Here is an 18,265-nt window from a genome sequence, read left to right as displayed (position 1 = left end):
CACCCCCGAACCAAGATCGGGGGTGTTCATATTCACGCCCTCGAGCAAAGCGCGTTCAGACGGAGCATCGCTTTGCTCTCACTCTTTGGTCCGACGCATCCTTGTGATCCCTGGCGATGCCGCCAAGTCGCGAAACGCCTTGGACGAAACGTTCGTTAGCGCCAGCAGACGCGACGGTTCACCCAGCGCCAGCCGTAATAGGTGTGCACACGCACGCGCTTCACCCGACAATAGCGGTGTGGACGTGGACGCCAATGCGGGCGGCCGTAGTGCGGACGGCCATAATGCGGGCGACCGCGGTGATAGACCTTCTGTGCGGCATCCGGTGCCGGGGCCGACTGTTCGATGGCCTGGATCACGCCGGCATTGGCTGCCGGATGAACCACCGCGGCCTGGACCGACTGCACGGTCATGGCAGCGCCCCCCATGCCGAAAGCCAAGGCGGCCGCTAAAGCGAGCTTGCGAAACATTCGTTCCTCCTGCGATTCAGATCGGCGAAAGCTCGACCCAACCCCGACGGGCCAGCTTACTATGATACTAACTGCCAGAACCGGGAAGGTTCCAGGGGAGTGGCGACTATCTCTCGCTCCTTCCCGCTTTCACTATCCCATCATCTGCTGAATGCCACTTGATCGACCCGTTCATCCTGCATTCAGCAGATGCCGCAGCCTATCGTCCCGCCGGGATTTCGTGCCTATATGCGGCAAAGGCGGTCATCACCTTCTCGTGAGGCCCGCCGCTTCATGCTGCACAGGAAAAGGCGAAGCCGCGTTGACGACACCTGATATCCCGCAATCGGACAATCTGTTGAAGCGAAGTGTCGGCCGGATCCGGCGGTTGCTGCCCGAGAAGTGGCGCCACCCGGCTCCCGTGGTTGCCGTCCTTCCGCTCTCGGGCACCATTGGCACCGGCTCGCGTTTCAGCGCCAGCCTGAACATGACCAAGCTCGACAAGCTCATCGACAGCGCCTTCGCGGTAAAAGGTGCCAAGGCGGTCGCATTGGTGATCAATTCGCCCGGCGGCTCGCCGGCGCAGTCGCATCTGATCATGCGCCGCATCCGGGCCCTTGCCGCCGAGAAGAAGCTGCCGGTCTTCGCTTTCGTCGAGGATGTCGCCGCCTCCGGCGGCTATATGATCGCCTGCGCTGCCGACGAGATCATCGCCGACCCAGCCTCGATCCTCGGCTCCATCGGCGTGGTCTCCGCCTCGTTCGGCTTCGACAAGCTGATCGAGAAAATCGGGGTCGAGCGCCGTGTCCATACGGCCGGGCGCTCCAAGACGATGCTGGACCCCTTCCGCCCCGAAAGACCCGAAGATGTCGAAAGGCTGGCCACCCTGCAGCGCGACATCCACGATATGTTCATCGCCCTGGTGAAGGAGCGCCGAGCCGGCAAGCTCAAGGGCGAAGACGACCAGCTCTTTTCGGGCGAGTTCTGGCTCGCGCCGCAGGCGATCGAGTTCGGCCTTGCCGATGCGATTGGGGACATCCGGTCCGTCATGCGCGCGCGCTACGGCGAAAAGGTGCGCTTCAAGACTGTCTCGGAGTCACGTGGTCTGCTGGGCCGGCGCCTTGGTCTGGGCGCCCATTTTTCGGCCGCCGAAAGTGAGCAATTAACCGAAGGCGTACTTGCCGCACTCGAAGGGCGTGCAATTCGTGCCCGTTTCGGTTTATAGTTACGAAATGATGAATGAAGAGGGCCTGCCATGCATCCTGTCGTTCTAGCAGTCGCCAGCCTCGTCGGGACCGTGGTGCTTGTTCGCCTGGTCAAGCGCGAATGGGAGCGAGTGAACAACGAACTCTACAAGCCCCAGCCCGTTCGGCAGGAAGCCATCAACCTGCGCCGCGACCCGCGCAGCGGCGTCTATCGCCCGGATTGAACCGGAGGACGGCAGACCTGGTGCTGCCTCCCGGCATGGCACATGCGTATGTGCGGCCGCTCTTAACGCCAAGCCTATCAGACGCGTCGAAGCAGGTTCTTGCGAACCTGCTTCTTTGTTTTGGGACGCTCGATCAATCGAAATTGCGGATGACCCGGCAATGCTTGCGCATCGGCATCGTGCGGTCCTCGATGACGCTGCCGTCATCCAGCACCACCTGGCGCCAGACATTGGTGCAGCGCGTCTGATCGACGAATTTGGTCTGGATGCGAACCACGGGCGGGCGTGGCGGCGGATTGCAGACATGGGTGCGGCAGGGCGGCGGGTTCGCGATGATCAAGCGGGCCTCGGGTGAGATGCCACCACCGCCACCACCGCCACCGGAAGGACCCGCGCTGGCGCCGCGACCGCCGCCGTTCCCACCGTTGCCGCCCGCACCGGGGCCGGTGGATGCGGCAAAGGAGGTGGTGATGGAGCCGACCACCGAGCCGAAGATCAAGGCTGCGATGAGACCGGTACGAAGAAGGGATTGCCTGGACATACTACTCTCCTGGGATTTGGTTGTACGGGATCGGTTGATGTGTCCCGTTGCATCCCTTGTCTCATGAGAGCTTCCCGGCAGCTGTGCGGACAGGCACAGGATCGCGCGCTGCACAAACAGGTTTCCCCAGTGTCGATCTTGCTCTAAGGGTCGGGCTGACGTCTGTACCGGCGGAAACACCTTCCCCGGCACGGCTTATTACTTTCGAGAACCGAGATGGCCGACGCTACCCCCGCTTATATGCGCCCTGAACGCTCGTTCCAGGGCCTGATCCTGACCCTCCAGCGCTACTGGGCCGATTATGGCTGTGTCGTGCTGCAGCCCTACGACATGGAAGTGGGTGCGGGTACCTTCCATCCGGCCACCACGCTGCGCTCGCTCGGCCCCAAGGCCTGGAATGCCGCCTATGTCCAGCCCTCGCGCCGCCCCAAGGACGGCCGCTATGGCGAAAACCCCAATCGCCTGCAGCATTATTACCAGTTCCAGGTCATCCTCAAGCCGTCGCCGCCGGATCTGCAGGACCTCTATCTCGGCTCGCTCGCCGCCATCGGCGTCGATCCCTTGCTGCACGACATCCGCTTCGTCGAGGACGACTGGGAAAGCCCCACCCTCGGTGCATCGGGTTTGGGCTGGGAATGCTGGTGCGACGGCATGGAAGTGTCGCAGTTCACCTATTTCCAAATCGTGGCTGGTCAAGAGTGTAGTCCCGTCTCCGGGGAACTGACCTACGGCCTCGAGCGCCTGGCCATGTATGTCCAGGGCGTCGAGAACGTCTACGACCTCAACTTCAACGGCCGCGACGGCGCCGAGAAGGTGACCTATGGCGACGTCTTTCTGCAAGCCGAGCAGGAATATTCGCGGCATAATTTCGAGCATGCCGACATCGAGATGCTCAAGCAGCACTTCGCCGATGCCGAAAAGGAGTGCAAGGCCCTGCTCGCGGCCGGCGACAAAGGCGAGCGGCATCAGCTCGCTTTGCCCGCCTATGACCAGTGCATCAAGGCGAGCCACCGCTTCAACCTGCTCGATGCCCGCGGCGCCATCTCGGTGACCGAGCGCCAGAGCTACATCCTGCGCGTGCGCGAGCTCGCCAAGGCCTGCGGCGAGGCCTGGGTCAGGACCGAGGCAGGTGGAGCCTAGCTCTCCCCAACTCTCCCTTGCCCGACACGTCCTCGCCTCCTTCATTCGACCTTCCGGGTCGCCCAACTTCGAAACCGATCCCATGCCCGACCTTCTGCTCGAACTCTTCTCCGAGGAAATCCCCGCCCGCATGCAGGCCAAGGCGGCTGAAGACCTCAAGAAAATGGTGACGGATGCGCTCGTCGAGCGCGGCGTCGTCTATGAGGGCGCCTCGGCCTATGCCACGCCGCGCCGCCTGGCGCTAACCGTGCACGGCCTGCCGATCCGCCAGCCCGATACGCGCGAGGAACGCAAGGGTCCCCGGGTCGGCGCCCCCGACGGGGCGATCCAGGGCTTCCTGAAGGCCGCCGGTCTCGCCTCGCTCGATCAGGCACGCATCGAGAGCGATCCGAAGAAGGGCGAGTTCTACGTCGCGGTGGTGGAGAAAGCCGGCCGCGCCGTGCCCGAACTCATCGCCGAGATCGTGCCGGAAGTCGTGCGTAGCTTTCCCTGGCCCAAATCGATGCGCTGGGGGTCGGGAAGCTTGCGCTGGGTGCGCCCGCTGCATTCCATCATCTGCACCTTCGGTCCCGAGACCGAGGACCCGGAGGTGGTGCGCTTCGAGATCGAGGGCGTCGCCGTCGGCGACACCACCAAGGGCCACCGCTTCATGGCGCCGGGCACCATCCAGATCAGGCGCTTCGAAGATTATGTCGCCAAGCTGGAGGCCGCCAAGGTGGTGCTCGATCCGGCCCGCCGGCGCGACATCATCCTCACCGACGCCCGCAACCTCGCTTTCGCCCAGGGGCTGGAACTGGTCGAGGACGATGCGGTGCTGCATGAAGCTGCCGGCCTGGTGGAATGGCCGGTGGTGCTGATGGGTTCGTTCGAGGAGACCTTCCTCTCCGTGCCGGATGAAGCAATCCAGGCTACCATCCGCGCCAACCAGAAATGCTTCGTGGTGCGTGATCCCAGGACGGGGCGCCTGGCCAACCGCTTCATCCTGATCGCCAATATCGAGGCTGTCGATGGCGGCGAGGCCATCGTCGCCGGCAATGAGCGCGTCATCCGCGCGCGCCTGTCCGACGCCAAATTCTTCTGGGAGACCGACCAGAGGCCGCTGCCCGGCTATGAGGAAGAAGGCAAGCCGCTCGACCAGCGCCTCGCCAAGATCATCGCCTCGAACGTGGTGTTCCACGAGAAGCTCGGCACGCAGGGCCAGCGCATCGATCGCATCGCCGCCCTGGCCAAGGCGCTGGCGCCAGCCGTCGGCGCGGATCCAGCCAAGGCCGAACGCGCGTCAAAGCTGGCAAAAGCGGATCTCGCCACTGAAATGGTCGGCGAATTCCCCGAATTGCAGGGGTTGATGGGCCGCTATTATGCCACCGCCCAGGGCGAGGACGCCGCCATCGCCGCCGCGATCGAAGATCACTACCGTCCCAAGGGCGCCGGCGACAGTGCGCCAACCGATCCGGTTGCGGTCGCCGTGGCGCTCGCCGACAAGCTCGACACACTGGTCGGCTTCTGGACCATCGACGAGAAGCCGACCGGCAGCAAGGACCCTTATGCGCTGCGCCGGGCCGCTCTCGGCGTCATCCGCCTGGTCCTCGACAACGAGCTGCGCCTGCCTCTTCTGGCTGTCATCGCCCAGGCGCCCTTCGCCAAGAGCAATGACATCGCCGGCGATCTCCTGGCCTTCTTCGCCGATCGCCTTAAGGTGCAGTTGCGCGAACAGGGCGCACGCCACGACCTCGTCGACGCGGTGTTCGGCCTGGGCGGGCAGGACGATCTCCTGCTCATCGTCCGCCGGGTCGAGGCTCTTGGCCGCTTTCTCGGCAACGAGGACGGCAAGGCACTGCTGGCTGGCGCCAAGCGCGCCGCCAACATCCTGCGCATCGAGGAGAAGAAGGACGGCGCCGGCGCCTATTCCGGCGGTGCGGACGCTTCTCTCCTCACCGAGCCGGAGGAGAAAGCCCTGCAGATGGCCTTGCAGACGGCCAAGCAGGCTGTCGCTGCCGCCATTGCGACCGAGGACTATGAAGGCGCCATGACGGCCCTCGCGCAGTTGCGCCGGCCCGTCGACGCCTTCTTCGACAAGATCCTGGTCAATGCCGAGGATGCCGCTCTGCGTCTCAACCGTCTGAAGCTGCTCGAGGAGATCCGGACCGCAACCCGCAGCGTCGCCGACTTCTCGCGCATCGAGGGCTGAAGCGTTTTACGATTTGGCGGAATCGCCAAGAATCGCAAAGACGCCCAAGCCAATCCGTAGGATTGGCTTGGAACCAAAGAGCGAGAGCAAACAAGCGTTTCCGGCTAAACGCGCTTTGCTCTCGTACTCGGCACCCACAAGCCCAATCGACCCGTCATTGCGAGCGCAGCGAAGCAATCCAGGGGCCATAGCCCACGATCTTGCGAAGACTGGATTGCTTCGCTGCGCTCGCAATGACGAATATGCTTGCTATGAAAACACGGACCGAATTGCCGCCAGCAAGTCGATCTTGCACCGTTGCTCACCGATGCTAACAATAGAAAGCCTTCGCTGGATCCGCGTTTCTTGTCGCCAGGGGCGCCTGTATGACCGTTTCTGACTCCGCTCTACAGCGTCCATCCCCCAATTGGGATGATTATCGCTATGTCCGCGCCGTGGCGGAGACGAAATCCCTGGTGGGTGCGGCAATCGCGCTCGGGGTCAATCATTCCACCGTGTTTCGCCGCATCAATGCCGTCGAGGAATTGCTCGGCGCCCGCCTGTTCGAGCGAGGGCGCAGCGGCTACGCCCTCACCGCGGCCGGTGAGGAGATGGTGGCCCTCGCCGGCCGCATTGCCGACGACATCAGCGGCTTCGAGCGCCGCGTTGCGGGACGGGACGTCAAGCCGTCGGGGGAACTGCGCGTCACCACCAATGACAGCATCATGGCCCACCTGACGATGCCTGTTTTCACCAGTTTCCTGACCAGCTTTCCCGACATCCGCCTCGACGTCGTGGTCTCCAACCTGCCGCTGAACCTGTCCAAGCGGGACGCCGATGTGGCGATCCGTGCCACCTCCGCGCCGCCGGACACGCTGGTCGGCCGGCGGGTCTGCACTATTGCCTGGGCCATTTACGGCCCGGAGCGGCTGAAGGGAGCCGAACTCACCGACCTTTTCGCCGAGCGCTGGATCGCCACCGGCGAAGGGCTTTCCAACATTCCACCGGCGCGCTGGGTGGAACGCGAAGTGCCGAACGAGCGCATCATCATGCGCCTCAACACCATTGTCGGCGTCGCCGAGGCCCTGCGTTCGGGGTTCGGGGTCGGCCTGCTGCCCTGTTATATCGGCGATACCCTGCCGCTGCCGCGCCTGTCGGAGCCCCTGCCGGGTGTTGGCGCCGGCCTATGGCTCCTGACCCATCCCGATCTCAAGCACTCGGCCAAGGTCCGCGCCTTCATGGACCATGGCTGGGAAGCGCTGACGAAGCTGAGGCCCGTGCTGGAGGGAACCGGGGAATCCTGAGCATCCGCCCCGGCTCGTTCGCCGCTTCACCCGTAAAGCCGGAGGGTTATTCGCTCTCCCGCTACACCGCCAGCCCTGCCCGCCTGCCTGCGCCCCGATAGGCCAGCATTGCCATCATCAAGGCCATGGCGGCCAGGATCGCGCCGATGCCCGGCAGAGAGCTGATCGGCACCCGTTCCACCGCGACGCCGCCCAGGGCCGTGCCCAGGCCGACGCCGATATGCATGGCGGAAAGATTGAGGCTCACCCCCGCTTCGGCGGTATCCGGCCCCATCGCGATCAGGAAGCTCTGCACCGCCGGCGAGATCATCCAGCTCAGGCAGGCCCAGACCATCATCACCGGAAAGAAGGACAGGCTCGTGCCGGCCGCGAGCGGGATCAGCATGACCGCTGTGAGATAGCCCAGCGGCACCAGCACGATCGCCCGGCGCGGCGTGAGCTTGTCGGCGGTGAGGCCGCCGAGATAGCCACCCGACACACCGGCAACGCCGAAAGCGATGAAGGCCAGCACGATCCCGGTTCCGGCGATGCCGAGAACACCACCGAGATAGGGAGCCAAATAGGCAAACAGCACGAAATGGCCTGAGATCATCAGGATCGACACCAGCTGTGCGCAGACCAGGGGGCGCGATCGCAAATGGGCGAGGTAATCGGGCGTGCCCTGCCGGCGGGCCCCGACATCGGGCAGCTTCAGGCGGCAGACGATCAGGACGACGACCGCCAGGGCGGCGAGCGCCAGGAACACGCTGCGCCAACCCGCCAGCGAGCAGACGAGCATGCCGATCGGCACACCGAGCACCAGTGAGCCGCTGACCCCCATGAAGATCACGCCGATCGCCCGGCCTTTCATGCTCTCGTCGACGAGTTCGGTGGCCAGCATGGTCGCCAGCAGGGCGATGGTGGCGCTCGCCGCCGCCATGCCGACGCGGGCGACGAACAACACGCTGTAGCCGGGGCTGGCTGCGGCGAGGAGGTTGCAAAGGACGAAGGCCGCGAGGGCCGCGACAAAGGCGGCCTTGCGCTCCAAACGCGCGGTCAACAGCAGGGCGGCAGGAGCTGCGAGCGCAAACGTGATCGAAAAGACTGCCGTGAGCTGGCCGGCAAGGCCGATGGAAACACCGAGCCCACCGGCAATGTCGGGCAGGATGCCGATGACGATGTTCTCGGCGGTGCCGGTGACGAAAGTGGCGAGTGCAAGGAGTAGGACGCGGCGATCCATCTGGTCTTCCCGATCATGAGACCTCACGTCCGGGATCGGGATGGTGCCGACGATCCGCCTGGTGAGGCCAAGGATGTCGGGTTTCGAGGCAGCGCTTCGGTTATCCCTTTAAAGCCCTGAATAGCAGGAAATCGGCACCATTGGAACAATCGTCCGGCTAGGCGGCATCAAGCTGCCGCCCGTCCAGCGCCGACATTGGCCAACCCGATCGCGCCGAGAATGATGCCGACACCGGCCCATTGCGAGGGCAGGAAGGCCTCGTGCAGCATCAGGCCGGCCATGACGACCGCCACTGGCAGCTCCACGGAGGAGAGCATCGCCGCAAGGCCGACGCCTGTGGCTGGAATACCCTTGTTGAACAGGAAGGGCGGCAGCACCGTGCCGAACAGGGCGATGACGAGGCCCCAGCCCCAGATGATGCTCGGATCGAACCGCACCGAGAGTTGTGGCAGGGCGATGAGCACGGCGACCACCGCGCCACCGAACACCATCAGGAAGCTCCGGCTGATCACGTCGACATGGACGGCCACGTGATTGGAGCACCAGATCACGGCCGTATAGCTCACGGCCGCCATCAGGCCAAAGGTGATGCCGAGGACACTCAGATGGTCTGTATCCCCGAGGAGATTGGTTGCCAGCACGGTGCCGAGCAGCACCAATGCGGATGATGCCAGCTTGATCGGCGACGGCCAGGACCGGGTCAGTAAGGCATCGAGCGCCACGCCCATCCACACGCTCTGCATCAACAGCACGATCGCGGCCGAGACCGAGGTATAGGCAACCGACAGGTAATAGAACGAGCCGGTGAAGCCGATGCTGGCACCGCCGGCGATCAATTTGAGCCGATCGGACCAACGCACCGGCATTGCGCCTGATCTGGACGGCCGCATCTGGCTGGCCAGCTTGATCAGGCCGAGGGCGATGGCCCCGATGACGAACTGCGTGCCGATGACCTCGCCCGGCGAATAGCCCTGGCCGTAGGCGAGCTTCACGCAGGTCGATTGCAGCCCATAGCAGGAGGCCCCGACCAGCACGAGGACGATGCCCAGAATAAGATCCTTGCGCATGGCAGCCTTGGCATGAGGAAGAGGAACGCCCACTGAGGAGGCGCCCTGCAAACGGAGGGGCCCAGCCGGCCCTGTCCCCCTGCGGTTTGCTTAAGAAAGAAACGCAGCTTTTTGTCATGCCCGGGCCTCGACCCGGGCATCCAGCGGTTCGGCGGCTGAAGCTGGGTTGCCGGGTCAAGCCCGGCAATGACAAAGGTCGTGCAAGCTATACCGCATCGGACCTTTGCCGAACCGTCAGCCGATCTCCACCACGACCCGGCCGCGCACCTTACCTTCCAGAATGTTGGCGGCGGTTTCGCGGACCTCGTCGAAGGGGATCGAACTCGTCATCGCATCGAGCTTGTCGCGGTCGAGTTCGTTGGCGAGGCGGCGCCAGGCCTCCTGGCGGACGACCTGGGGGCATTGCACCGAATCGATGCCGAGCAGCGAGACCCCGCGCAGGATGAAGGGCATCACGCTGGACGGCAGGTCGGCCCCGCCGGCAAGGCCGCAGGCGGCGACGGCACCGCCATATTTGATCTGCGACAGCACATTGGCGAGGGTAAGCGAGCCGACCGTATCGACCGCGCCGGCAAAGCGCTCCTTCCCGAGGGGGCGCGCGGGCCCGGTCAGCTCGGCACGATCGATCACCTCGGCGGCACCGAGATTCTTGAGATAGTCGGCTTCTTCAGGCCGCCCGGTGGAGGCAATCACGCTGTAGCCGGCCCGAGCCAGCAAAGCGACTGCCGTGGAACCCACGCCGCCGGCAGCCCCGGTCACCAGCACCGGCCCGCGCGAAGGCGTGATGGCATGAGCCTCCAGCGCCATCAGGCTGAGCATGGCGGTGTAGCCGGCGGTGCCAACAGCCATCGCCTGCGCATGGGTCATGCCATAGGGCACCCGTACCAGCCACTCGCCCTTGACGCGGGCCCGCTCGGCATAACCACCGAGATGGGTCTCGCCCACGCCCCAGCCATTGAGGATGACATGGTCGCCGGGATCCCAGTCCTTGCTGGAAGTGGCGATCACCTCGCCGGCGAAATCGACCCCCGGAATCATCGGAAAGCGCCGTACCACCGGTCCCTTGCCGGTAATGGCTAGGCCATCCTTGTAGTTGACGGTCGAGTGGGTGACGCGCACTGTGACATCGCCGTCCATGAGATCGCGCTCGTCGAACTCGGCGAAGTTGCAGGCATAGCCGCTATCGGGCTTGGTGACGACGAGAGCCTTGAAAGTCGACATGCACGCTCCTGCAATTGGTATACTGGCGTTTTCGAGGCCCGGGCCGGTTAAGGCAAGGGGAAAAATGGCCGCAGAGCCTTGCTGGGACCGCTGGCTTCCAGCCGGCTCCTGGAAACGCAACGCTGGTTGTAGAGGAAGGGCCGGCCGGAAGACAGCGGTCCCTGATACTGTCTCCCCGCCATCTTCAACGATTCGGCTCGATTAATCAGACATATCGCGCTCTAGACGTGCCCGTTCTTCAGACAAAAGCGGGATCACGCGCAATTATTACACTCTGACACATTTTGTTATCCGTCCAACCTATCGATTTAGACGTTTGAAGAATTGAATTTATCGGCCGGCTGTGGAAAGGCTCTGCGCCAAATACGTGCCGGCGCAATCGGCCAATCCGAAATCACTGAGGAAGTGCAATGACGAAGTGGGTGTATGGGTTCGGCGACGGCAAGGCCGAAGGCGAACAGAGCATGAAGAACCTGCTGGGCGGCAAGGGCGCCAACCTGGCGGAGATGTCGAATCTGGGCCTGCCGGTGCCGCCCGGTTTCACCGTCACCACCGAAGTCTGCACCTATTATTACGCCAATGACCGCAGCTACCCGCCGGAGCTGAAGCGCCAGGTCGAAACGGCCCTGGCCGAGATCGGCCGCATCACCGGTAAGGCCTTCGGCGATGCCGAGAATCCGCTGCTGGTCTCGGTGCGCTCGGGCGCGCGCGCCTCGATGCCGGGCATGATGGATACGGTGCTCAATCTCGGCCTCAACGACACCACGGTCGCTGCGGTGGCGGCGGCCTCCAACAATGAGCGCTTCGCCTGGGATTCCTACCGGCGCTTCATCACCATGTTCTCGGACGTGGTGCTCGGCGTCGACCACGGCCATTTCGAGGAGATCCTCGACACCTATAAGGAGCGCAAGGGTTATGTGCTCGACACCGACCTCCAGGCCGCGGACTGGAAGATACTGGTCGGCCAATACAAGGCTCTGGTGCTCGAAGAGCTCGGCAAGCCCTTCCCCGAGGATCCGCAGGAACAGCTCTGGGGCGCTGTCGGCGCTGTCTTCGCTTCCTGGATGAACGCGCGCGCCATCACTTATCGCTCGCTGCACGCCATCCCCGCCGAATGGGGCACGGCCGTCAATGTGCAGGCCATGGTGTTCGGCAATCGCGGTGATACCTCAGCCACCGGCGTCGCCTTCACCCGTAACCCGTCCACCGGCGAGCACGCACTCTATGGCGAGTTCCTGATCAACGCCCAGGGCGAGGACGTGGTGGCCGGCATCCGCACGCCGCAGCCGATCTCCAAGGCCGCCGCGCAGGCAGGCGCCTCGAACAAGCCCTCGATGGAAGAGGCGATGCCCGCAGCTTTCGCCGAATTCGTCGGCATCACCAAGGTGCTCGAGAAGCACTACCGCGACATGCAGGACATCGAGTTCACGGTCGAGGACAACAAGCTGTGGATGCTGCAGACGCGTTCCGGCAAGCGCACGGCCAAGGCCTCGCTGCGCATCGCGGTTGAAATGGCCAAGGAAGGCCTGATCACGCAGGAAGAGGCCGTCGGCCGCATCGACCCGGGCGCCCTCGACCAGCTTCTCCACCCCACCATCGACCCCAAGGCCGAACGCATCGAGATCGCGCGCGGCCTGCCAGCCTCCCCTGGCGCGGCCTCCGGCGAGATCGTCTTCACCTCCGACGAGGCCGAAGCCGGCAAGGCAGCCGGCAAGACCGTCATCCTGGTGCGCCAGGAAACCAGCCCGGAGGACATCAAGGGCATGCTGGCCGCTTCCGGCATCCTCACCCGTCTCGGTGGCATGACTTCGCACGCCGCCGTGGTGGCCCGCGGCTGGGGCAAGCCCTGCGTCTCCGGCGCGGGCAGCATCCGCGTCGACACCGCCACCGGCACGCTGGTGGCTGGTGGCAAGACCTACAAGAAGGGCGACGTCATCACCATTGACGGCTCGACGGGACAGGTGCTGGCCGGCAAGATCGCCATGGTGCAGCCCGAGCTCTCCGGCGAGTTCGCCGAGCTGATGACCTGGGCCGACGGCGTCAGGCGCATGAAGGTACGCACCAATGCCGAAACCCCCGCCGATGCCCGCCAGGCGCGCAGCTTCGGGGCCGAGGGCATTGGCCTGTGCCGCACCGAGCACATGTTCTTCGACGAGGGCCGCATCGTCTCCATGCGCGAGATGATCCTGGCCGACGACGAGAAGGGCCGGCGCGCCGCCCTCGCCAAGCTCCTGCCGATGCAGCGCGAGGATTTCCGCCAGCTCTTCGAGATCATGTCGGGCCTGCCGGTCACCATCCGTCTGCTCGACCCGCCGCTGCACGAGTTCCTGCCGCATTCGGAAGACGAGGTCGCCGAAGTCGCGGCCGCGATGGGAGCCTCGGCCGCCAAGCTCAGGGCCCGCGCCCAGGAACTGCACGAGTTCAACCCGATGCTCGGCTTCCGCGGCTGCCGCCTGGCGATCGCCTTCCCGGAAATCGCCGAGATGCAGGCGCGCGCCATCTTCGAGGCGGCGGTCGAAGCTGCCGCCTCGACCGGCCAGCCGGTGACGCCTGAGATCATGGTGCCGCTGGTGGCGACGCGAGCCGAACTCGACCTCGTCAAGGCGCGCATCGATGCCATGGCGCAGGCGGTGGAAAAGGAGAAGGGCGTCAAGCTGGTCTATCAGGTCGGCACCATGATCGAGCTGCCGCGCGCGGCCATCCGTGCTGGCGAGATCGCCGAAAGCGCCGAATTCTTCTCCTTCGGCACCAACGACCTGACGCAGACCACGATCGGCATCTCGCGCGACGACGCGGCCTCCTTCCTCGGCACCTATGTGCAGAAGGGCATCTTCGCCATCGATCCCTTCGTCTCGATCGACCAGGAGGGTGTCGGCGCGCTGGTGGAGATCGGCGTCGAGCGTGGCCGCAAGCAGCGGCCCAATCTCAAGCTCGGCATCTGCGGCGAGCATGGCGGCGACCCGGCCTCGATCGCCTTTTGCGAGCGCACCGGGCTCGACTATGTCTCCTGTTCGCCCTTCCGCGTGCCGATCGCCAGACTGGCAGCCGCACAGGCCGCGCTCGAGGCCAAGAAATAGACGGGAAACGTGCCGGATCCCGTCTCGGCCCGTCCTGATGCCGGTCGCTATGCGCTGTCGCTGCGCAAGACGGGATTGGGCGACCGGCTCGTCTGCCTCTGCGCAGCCTGGCGTTTCGCGCGTCTGAGCGCGCGCACGCTGGTGGTCGACTGGCGCCACGCCCGCTATGCGCCGGGCGCCGGCAACCTTTTTACCCACTGCTTTGAAGCCGGGCCCACGCTTGCCGGCGTGCCGCTGATCACGGGCGACGAGCTCGATACCGCCGATCTGCCCCGGCCGGCCTATCCGCTTGCCTGGGAACAGCCGGGCATGCTGGCCATGCCATGGCTGATGCCGACCGATTCCTATCCCGAGGAACGGGACAAGGCGGTGGCCGCGATCCTGGCCGGCGAGGATTTTCCAGCCGCGACGGTCGCCTTCCATGCTTGCCTGTCGAGCGAGCATTTCCCCTTCGCCGACGCGCATGCCTGTCTCGCAGCCCTGCGTCCCCTGCCCGCCATCGCCGCAGCGGTCGAGGATTTCCGGCGAACCCAGCTTCCACAAGCGCCGGTGATCGGCCTGCACATGCGCCATGGCAATGGCGGCGACATCATGGGGCACGCGCCTTCCTGGCATTCCTTCGACGCCGCCCTCCAGCGCTGCCGGCGGGCCGTCGAGGCCGCTCGCGCCAGGCTCGGCCACGAGGCCCCGGTACTGCTCTGCACCGACAGCGTCGAGGTGGAGACCGCTTTCAGGGCCCAGGTACCCGGCGTGATCTGCCGTCCCAAGACCTATCGCCCGCCCGCCGCCGGGGAATTGCACGCACCCGGCGCCGCCGCAGCAGGCTTCGAGGACGCCCTGGTGGAAATGCTGCTGCTGGCCCGCTGCGATGCCCTGATCCGCTACCCCGCCGGAAGCTTCTTTTCCTTCTACGCGGCGATCACGAGGGCGAGGCAAGGCGCCGCCCCGGCAACGGTCGGAGCCTTGCAGCAGCCCTTCGATCGGGCGGATCCGCTGTCTCCCGCCCTCCTCGTCTGAGCGAGCGCTGCCGTCAGTTTGCCGGCGGCGCCGTGACCATGCCCTGGCCGATATCGACCTCGGGGACATCCGCGGGGAACACGTTCCGGCGGGCGCTGGCGAGAATACGGGCGCCGACGCTGGCGGCACTGGCGCTGATGCCCTTCTGCTCGAGCGCCTGCCACCACAAGGCGGCCACGCCCGAGACATGCGGGCAGGCCATGCTGGTGCCGCTGATGGTATGAAGGCCGCCGCCAGGCCAGGCCGAGGTGATGTCGACCCCGGGTGCCGCCACTGCCGCCAGCATGTTGGAAAAGGGCGCCACCTTGTAGGTGTCGGCGTCCCGCCCGATCGCAGCCACCGCTATCACGCCATCGGCCGCGGCCGGCAGGGATGCGGCGATGCGATAGGGCGTCACGGCCGCCCGCTTGCTCTCATTGCCCGCCGCCGCCACCACCAGCGGCGAGGTGCCGAGGGCGCCGTGGGCCTTGAGCATGGCCATGATGGTGTCGAGCATGCGCAGATTGCTGCGATAGCCGACCAGTGCCATCGAGGTCGCCGGTTCGATGTCCCAGCCCTCCGAGGTCAAGTTTTTCACCAGGCCCGGGAAATCGAAGCCGAGCGACATGGAGACGATGTCGGCCTTCTCGCTCAGAGCCCATTGCAGGGCTTCGAAGATCATGCCGGAATCGCCCTTGCCATCATTGCGGAGCACCTTGCCGATCAGGGCCTTGCCGACACCGCGCGCAATGCCGATACGCTGGCCGCCGACGTCGCGGCCAAAAATGGTGCCGGCGCAGTGGGTGCCATGGCCCTTGACGTCGCCATTGCCGCTGCCGGTGAAATCCTTCTCGACCAGTGTCACGCCGGCAAAGGCCGGATGGGCCGCATCGATGCCGGTATCGAGCACGGCAACCGTGACCCCGGCGCCGGTAAAGGGGCTGGCATCGGCGCCGACAGCCGCGATCCCCCAATCCGCGCCGGCCACTGCCGGTGCGGGGCTGTCGAGAGGCTCGATCAGCGCCGTCGGCATGTTCTCGGCATAGGAGGTATCGGGATCGGCATCCAGCTCGGGCAGGGCATGGTCGGGCAGGTTCTCGACCGTGATTTCCGGCGGTTTGGGCTGGAGCCTCTCAAGCCCCATTCGACCGGGCGCGTCCGCCTTGGGTCGACGCAGAATGACATAGGATCTCATGACTTCCCCCTGCCTGCCGTCGTGCCGAACGTTCCGGCTCTTCTCATGCAACAGCGGGCGTTATCACGCCGTGACAACGCCCGACGGGCCTGTGGGCTGTTTTTCGGGATGCTTTGCCCCTGCCGGTCGCGTCGATATAAGGACATGATGGCCGGCTCATCGTCGGCGCGACAAAGGGGGCCCTTGCATGTCGGGACTGGCACGAATTCTTGCGATCATTGCCGTCATCGTGGTTGTCGTCGGGCTGGTGGTCAGCGGCGGCATCAACACCATTCCCACCGACGAGGAAAAGGCCAAGGCCGCCTGGAGCGAAGTGCAGAACCAGTATCAGCGCCGCGCCGATCTCGTGCCCAACCTGGTCGAAACCGTGAAGGGCTATGCCAAGCAGGAAGAAAAGGTGCTGACCGAAGTGGTCGAGGCCCGCGCCAAGGCGACGAGCGTGAAGATCGATGCCAGCACGATCACCGATCCCGACAAGTTCAAGCAGTTCCAGGAGGCTCAGCAGGGCCTGTCCGGTGCTCTCGGCCGCCTGATCGCCTTGCGGGAAGCCTATCCGGACCTGAAATCGAACCAGAACTTCCTGTCGCTGCAATCGCAGCTCGAAGGCACCGAGAACCGCATCGCCGTGGCGCGCAAGGACTATATCGAGGCGGTCCGGGTCTTCAACACCGACCTGCGCACCTTCCCGCAGAGCATCTACAAGGCGATCTTCTACAGCGGCACCAAGCCGATGGAGACCTTCAGCGCCGCGCCGGAAAACCAGGCGGCTCCCAAGGTGAACTTCAACTGAGGCCGCAATCGGCATGAATGGACGCGCATCCCTGGGTGTGCTGGTCTTCCCATCTCCATCGCGAGATGGAGCGGGACCGGCAGCAAAGACGGGACATGCCGGTCCGCCTCCATCTCGCGATGGAGATGAGAAGACCGGCACACCGTTCTTTGCTGCGCTCGCCCTTCTGCTTCTCTTCCTCGTCTCTCCGGCTCTCGCCCTCGACTTTCCCGCGCTGACGGATCGCGTGGTCGACCAGGCGGGCATCATTCCCGCCGGCGAGCGCGCCAGCCTCGAACAGTCCCTGAAAGCGCTGGAGGACAAATCGAGCGACCAACTCGTCGTCGTCACCCTCAAGAGCCTGGAAGGCCTGGAAATCGCCGATTACGGCTATCAGCTCGGCCGTCATTGGGGCATCGGCCAGGGCAAGCTCAACAATGGCGTGCTGCTCATCGTCGCCCCCACTGAACGCAAGGTACGCATCGAGGTCGGCTATGGGCTGGAAGGCACGCTGACCGACGCGCTCTCCAGCGTGGTCATCCAGCAGGCCATCCTGCCCCAATTCAAGGCCGGCGACATGCCCGCCGGCATCACGGCCGGTGTCGCCGCCATCGAGGACGTGCTGCTCAACAATGAGAGCGAATGGAAGCAGCGGGCCAAGGATGGTGCCCGCAGCGACGACGGCTTCGACCCGCAAACCGTCCTCGTGATTCTCTTCATCCTGTTCTTTATCTTCGTGATCGCCTCCGGCTGGATCGATACCTTCCGCGGTGGCCCCCGTGGACCGGGCGCCAGGCGGCGCGGCTCCGGCCCCATCTTCATCCCGACCTCGTCGGGCTGGGGCGGCGGTTCGAGCTGGGGCGGTGGGGGAGGATCGTCCGGCGGCGGCTTTTCGGGCGGCGGCGGCTCCTTCGGCGGCGGCGGTTCGAGTGGGAGCTGGTGAGATGACCCGGGTGCTGACCCAAGACGATCACCGGCGCATTGCGGCGGCCATCACCGCGGCGGAAACGAACACTTCCGGCGAGATCTACTGCGTCGTCAGCCATGCCGTGGCGAGCTATCGCTGGATTCCGGTGACCCTGGGCGCGGTGGCGGTGCTCCTTACTCCGGTCCTGATCGGTCTGCTGGCATCCGGGTTGCTGCACGCCTCGCTGTTCGGAGCGGACTGGAGCAGCGGCAATTTCAGCCAGGTCGACATGGTTTCCGGCCTCAGGAAGGGCTTGCTCACTCTCAGCCTGATCCAGATCGCCGTCTTCACGGTGGTGACGGCCTTGAGCTGGCCGCGGCGCGTGCGGCTCTGGTTTGCGCCGTCGCCCATGCGCCGCCACAAGGTGATGCTGACGGCCCACAGCCAATTCCTGGCCCAGGGCCTGCAGCAGACCGCCGACCGCACCGGCCTCCTCATCTTCATCGCTATGGCCGAGCGGCAGGCCGTACTGATCGCCGACGAGGGCATCAATGCCAAGGTCGAGCAACAGGTCTGGGACGATACGGTCACCGACTTGACCAAGGCTGCCGCGACCGGGCGTCTCGCCGACGGCCTGATTGCCGCTATCGGCCAATGCGGGGGCCTGCTGGCACAGCATTTCCCGCCCGAGAGCCAGCCGCGGAACCAATTGCCGAACCGCGTGGTGGAACTTTAGGGCTCATACCAGGTCGGATTGAAGCCGACTCTTCCTGGGATCACAGGC

Annotated in this window: 16 protein-coding genes; 10 read left to right on the top strand and 6 right to left on the bottom strand. The window is 65.1% G+C overall.

Features of this window, described 5'->3' with window-relative positions:
* Nucleotides 1-155: 155 nt before the first annotated feature.
* Entirely contained in the window at nt 156-470 is a 315-nt protein-coding gene (locus tag AB4037_RS20580; RefSeq protein WP_441772777.1) for a hypothetical protein, read from the bottom strand.
* A gap of 301 nt (nt 471-771) precedes the next feature.
* Between AB4037_RS20580 and AB4037_RS20575 the strand changes: the two genes are divergently transcribed.
* Both AB4037_RS20575 and AB4037_RS20570 read left to right on the top strand, forming a co-directional pair.
* Nucleotides 772-1,674, top strand: a complete 903-nt coding sequence (locus tag AB4037_RS20575; RefSeq protein WP_441772776.1) for a S49 family peptidase — start codon at nt 772-774, stop codon at nt 1,672-1,674.
* Nucleotides 1,675-1,704: 30 nt separating this feature from the next.
* Nucleotides 1,705-1,878, top strand: a complete 174-nt coding sequence (locus tag AB4037_RS20570) for a hypothetical protein (protein ID WP_187829741.1) — start codon at nt 1,705-1,707, stop codon at nt 1,876-1,878.
* 133 nt (nt 1,879-2,011) lie between these two features.
* Here AB4037_RS20570 and AB4037_RS20565 read toward each other — a convergent pair whose 3' ends face one another.
* Nucleotides 2,012-2,419 (bottom strand): hypothetical protein, encoded by a 408-nt coding sequence (locus AB4037_RS20565; RefSeq protein WP_441772775.1) that lies wholly within the window; start codon nt 2,417-2,419, stop codon nt 2,012-2,014.
* Nucleotides 2,420-2,659: 240 nt separating this feature from the next.
* On the opposite strand from AB4037_RS20565, the gene AB4037_RS20560 reads away from it, so the two are divergent.
* The 3 genes from AB4037_RS20560 to AB4037_RS20550 all read left to right on the top strand — a co-directional run bounded on the left by AB4037_RS20560 (nt 2,660) and on the right by AB4037_RS20550 (nt 7,030).
* Nucleotides 2,660-3,559 (top strand): glycine--tRNA ligase subunit alpha, encoded by a 900-nt coding sequence (locus AB4037_RS20560; RefSeq protein ID WP_441772851.1) that lies wholly within the window; start codon nt 2,660-2,662, stop codon nt 3,557-3,559.
* Nucleotides 3,560-3,641: 82 nt separating this feature from the next.
* Entirely contained in the window at nt 3,642-5,747 is a 2,106-nt protein-coding gene (gene glyS / locus AB4037_RS20555; protein ID WP_441772774.1) for a glycine--tRNA ligase subunit beta, read from the top strand.
* A gap of 365 nt (nt 5,748-6,112) precedes the next feature.
* A complete protein-coding gene (locus AB4037_RS20550; protein WP_441772773.1) occupies nt 6,113-7,030 on the top strand; it encodes a LysR family transcriptional regulator in 918 nt (305 codons plus the stop codon).
* Between the two features lie 61 nt (nt 7,031-7,091).
* On the opposite strand, the gene AB4037_RS20545 is transcribed toward AB4037_RS20550, so the two are convergent.
* The 3 genes from AB4037_RS20545 to acuI all read right to left on the bottom strand — a co-directional run bounded on the left by AB4037_RS20545 (nt 7,092) and on the right by acuI (nt 10,537).
* On the bottom strand, nt 7,092-8,249 hold the full coding sequence (locus AB4037_RS20545) for an MFS transporter (RefSeq protein WP_441772772.1): 1,158 nt from the start codon (nt 8,247-8,249) through the stop codon (nt 7,092-7,094).
* Nucleotides 8,250-8,416: 167 nt separating this feature from the next.
* Nucleotides 8,417-9,316, bottom strand: coding sequence for an EamA family transporter (locus AB4037_RS20540; protein WP_441772771.1), 900 nt, complete (start codon nt 9,314-9,316; stop codon nt 8,417-8,419).
* A 234-nt stretch (nt 9,317-9,550) separates the two neighbouring features.
* Nucleotides 9,551-10,537: an acrylyl-CoA reductase (NADPH) gene (gene acuI, locus AB4037_RS20535; protein ID WP_434955381.1), complete on the bottom strand. Its 987-nt coding sequence runs from the start codon at nt 10,535-10,537 to the stop codon at nt 9,551-9,553.
* Nucleotides 10,538-10,947: 410 nt separating this feature from the next.
* Here acuI and ppdK point away from each other — a divergent pair, with 410 nt between their 5' ends.
* Nucleotides 10,948-13,614 (top strand): pyruvate, phosphate dikinase, encoded by a 2,667-nt coding sequence (ppdK, locus tag AB4037_RS20530; protein WP_441772770.1) that lies wholly within the window; start codon nt 10,948-10,950, stop codon nt 13,612-13,614.
* Nucleotides 13,615-13,623: 9 nt separating this feature from the next.
* On the top strand, nt 13,624-14,631 hold the full coding sequence (locus AB4037_RS20525) for a nodulation protein NodZ (protein WP_441772769.1): 1,008 nt from the start codon (nt 13,624-13,626) through the stop codon (nt 14,629-14,631).
* A 13-nt stretch (nt 14,632-14,644) separates the two neighbouring features.
* Here AB4037_RS20525 and AB4037_RS20520 read toward each other — a convergent pair whose 3' ends face one another.
* Complete coding sequence (locus AB4037_RS20520) at nt 14,645-15,805, bottom strand: S8 family peptidase (RefSeq protein WP_441772768.1); 1,161 nt, start codon at nt 15,803-15,805, stop codon at nt 14,645-14,647.
* A gap of 187 nt (nt 15,806-15,992) precedes the next feature.
* Between AB4037_RS20520 and AB4037_RS20515 the strand changes: the two genes are divergently transcribed.
* The 3 genes from AB4037_RS20515 to AB4037_RS20505 are packed head-to-tail and all read left to right on the top strand — an operon-like array spanning nt 15,993 to nt 18,217.
* A complete protein-coding gene (locus tag AB4037_RS20515) occupies nt 15,993-16,595 on the top strand; it encodes a LemA family protein (protein ID WP_434955377.1) in 603 nt (200 codons plus the stop codon).
* Nucleotides 16,596-16,608: 13 nt separating this feature from the next.
* Nucleotides 16,609-17,517: a TPM domain-containing protein gene (locus AB4037_RS20510; RefSeq protein WP_441772767.1), complete on the top strand. Its 909-nt coding sequence runs from the start codon at nt 16,609-16,611 to the stop codon at nt 17,515-17,517.
* A 1-nt stretch (nt 17,518) separates the two neighbouring features.
* Nucleotides 17,519-18,217, top strand: coding sequence for a TPM domain-containing protein (locus AB4037_RS20505; RefSeq protein WP_441772766.1), 699 nt, complete (start codon nt 17,519-17,521; stop codon nt 18,215-18,217).
* The last annotated feature ends 48 nt before the right edge of the window (nt 18,218-18,265 follow it).

Origin of the sequence: Labrys sp. KB_33_2 (assembly GCF_052114505.1) — a bacterium.
GTDB lineage: Bacteria > Pseudomonadota > Alphaproteobacteria > Rhizobiales > Labraceae > Labrys.
This window is presented reverse-complemented; position numbering and strand designations above follow the sequence as displayed.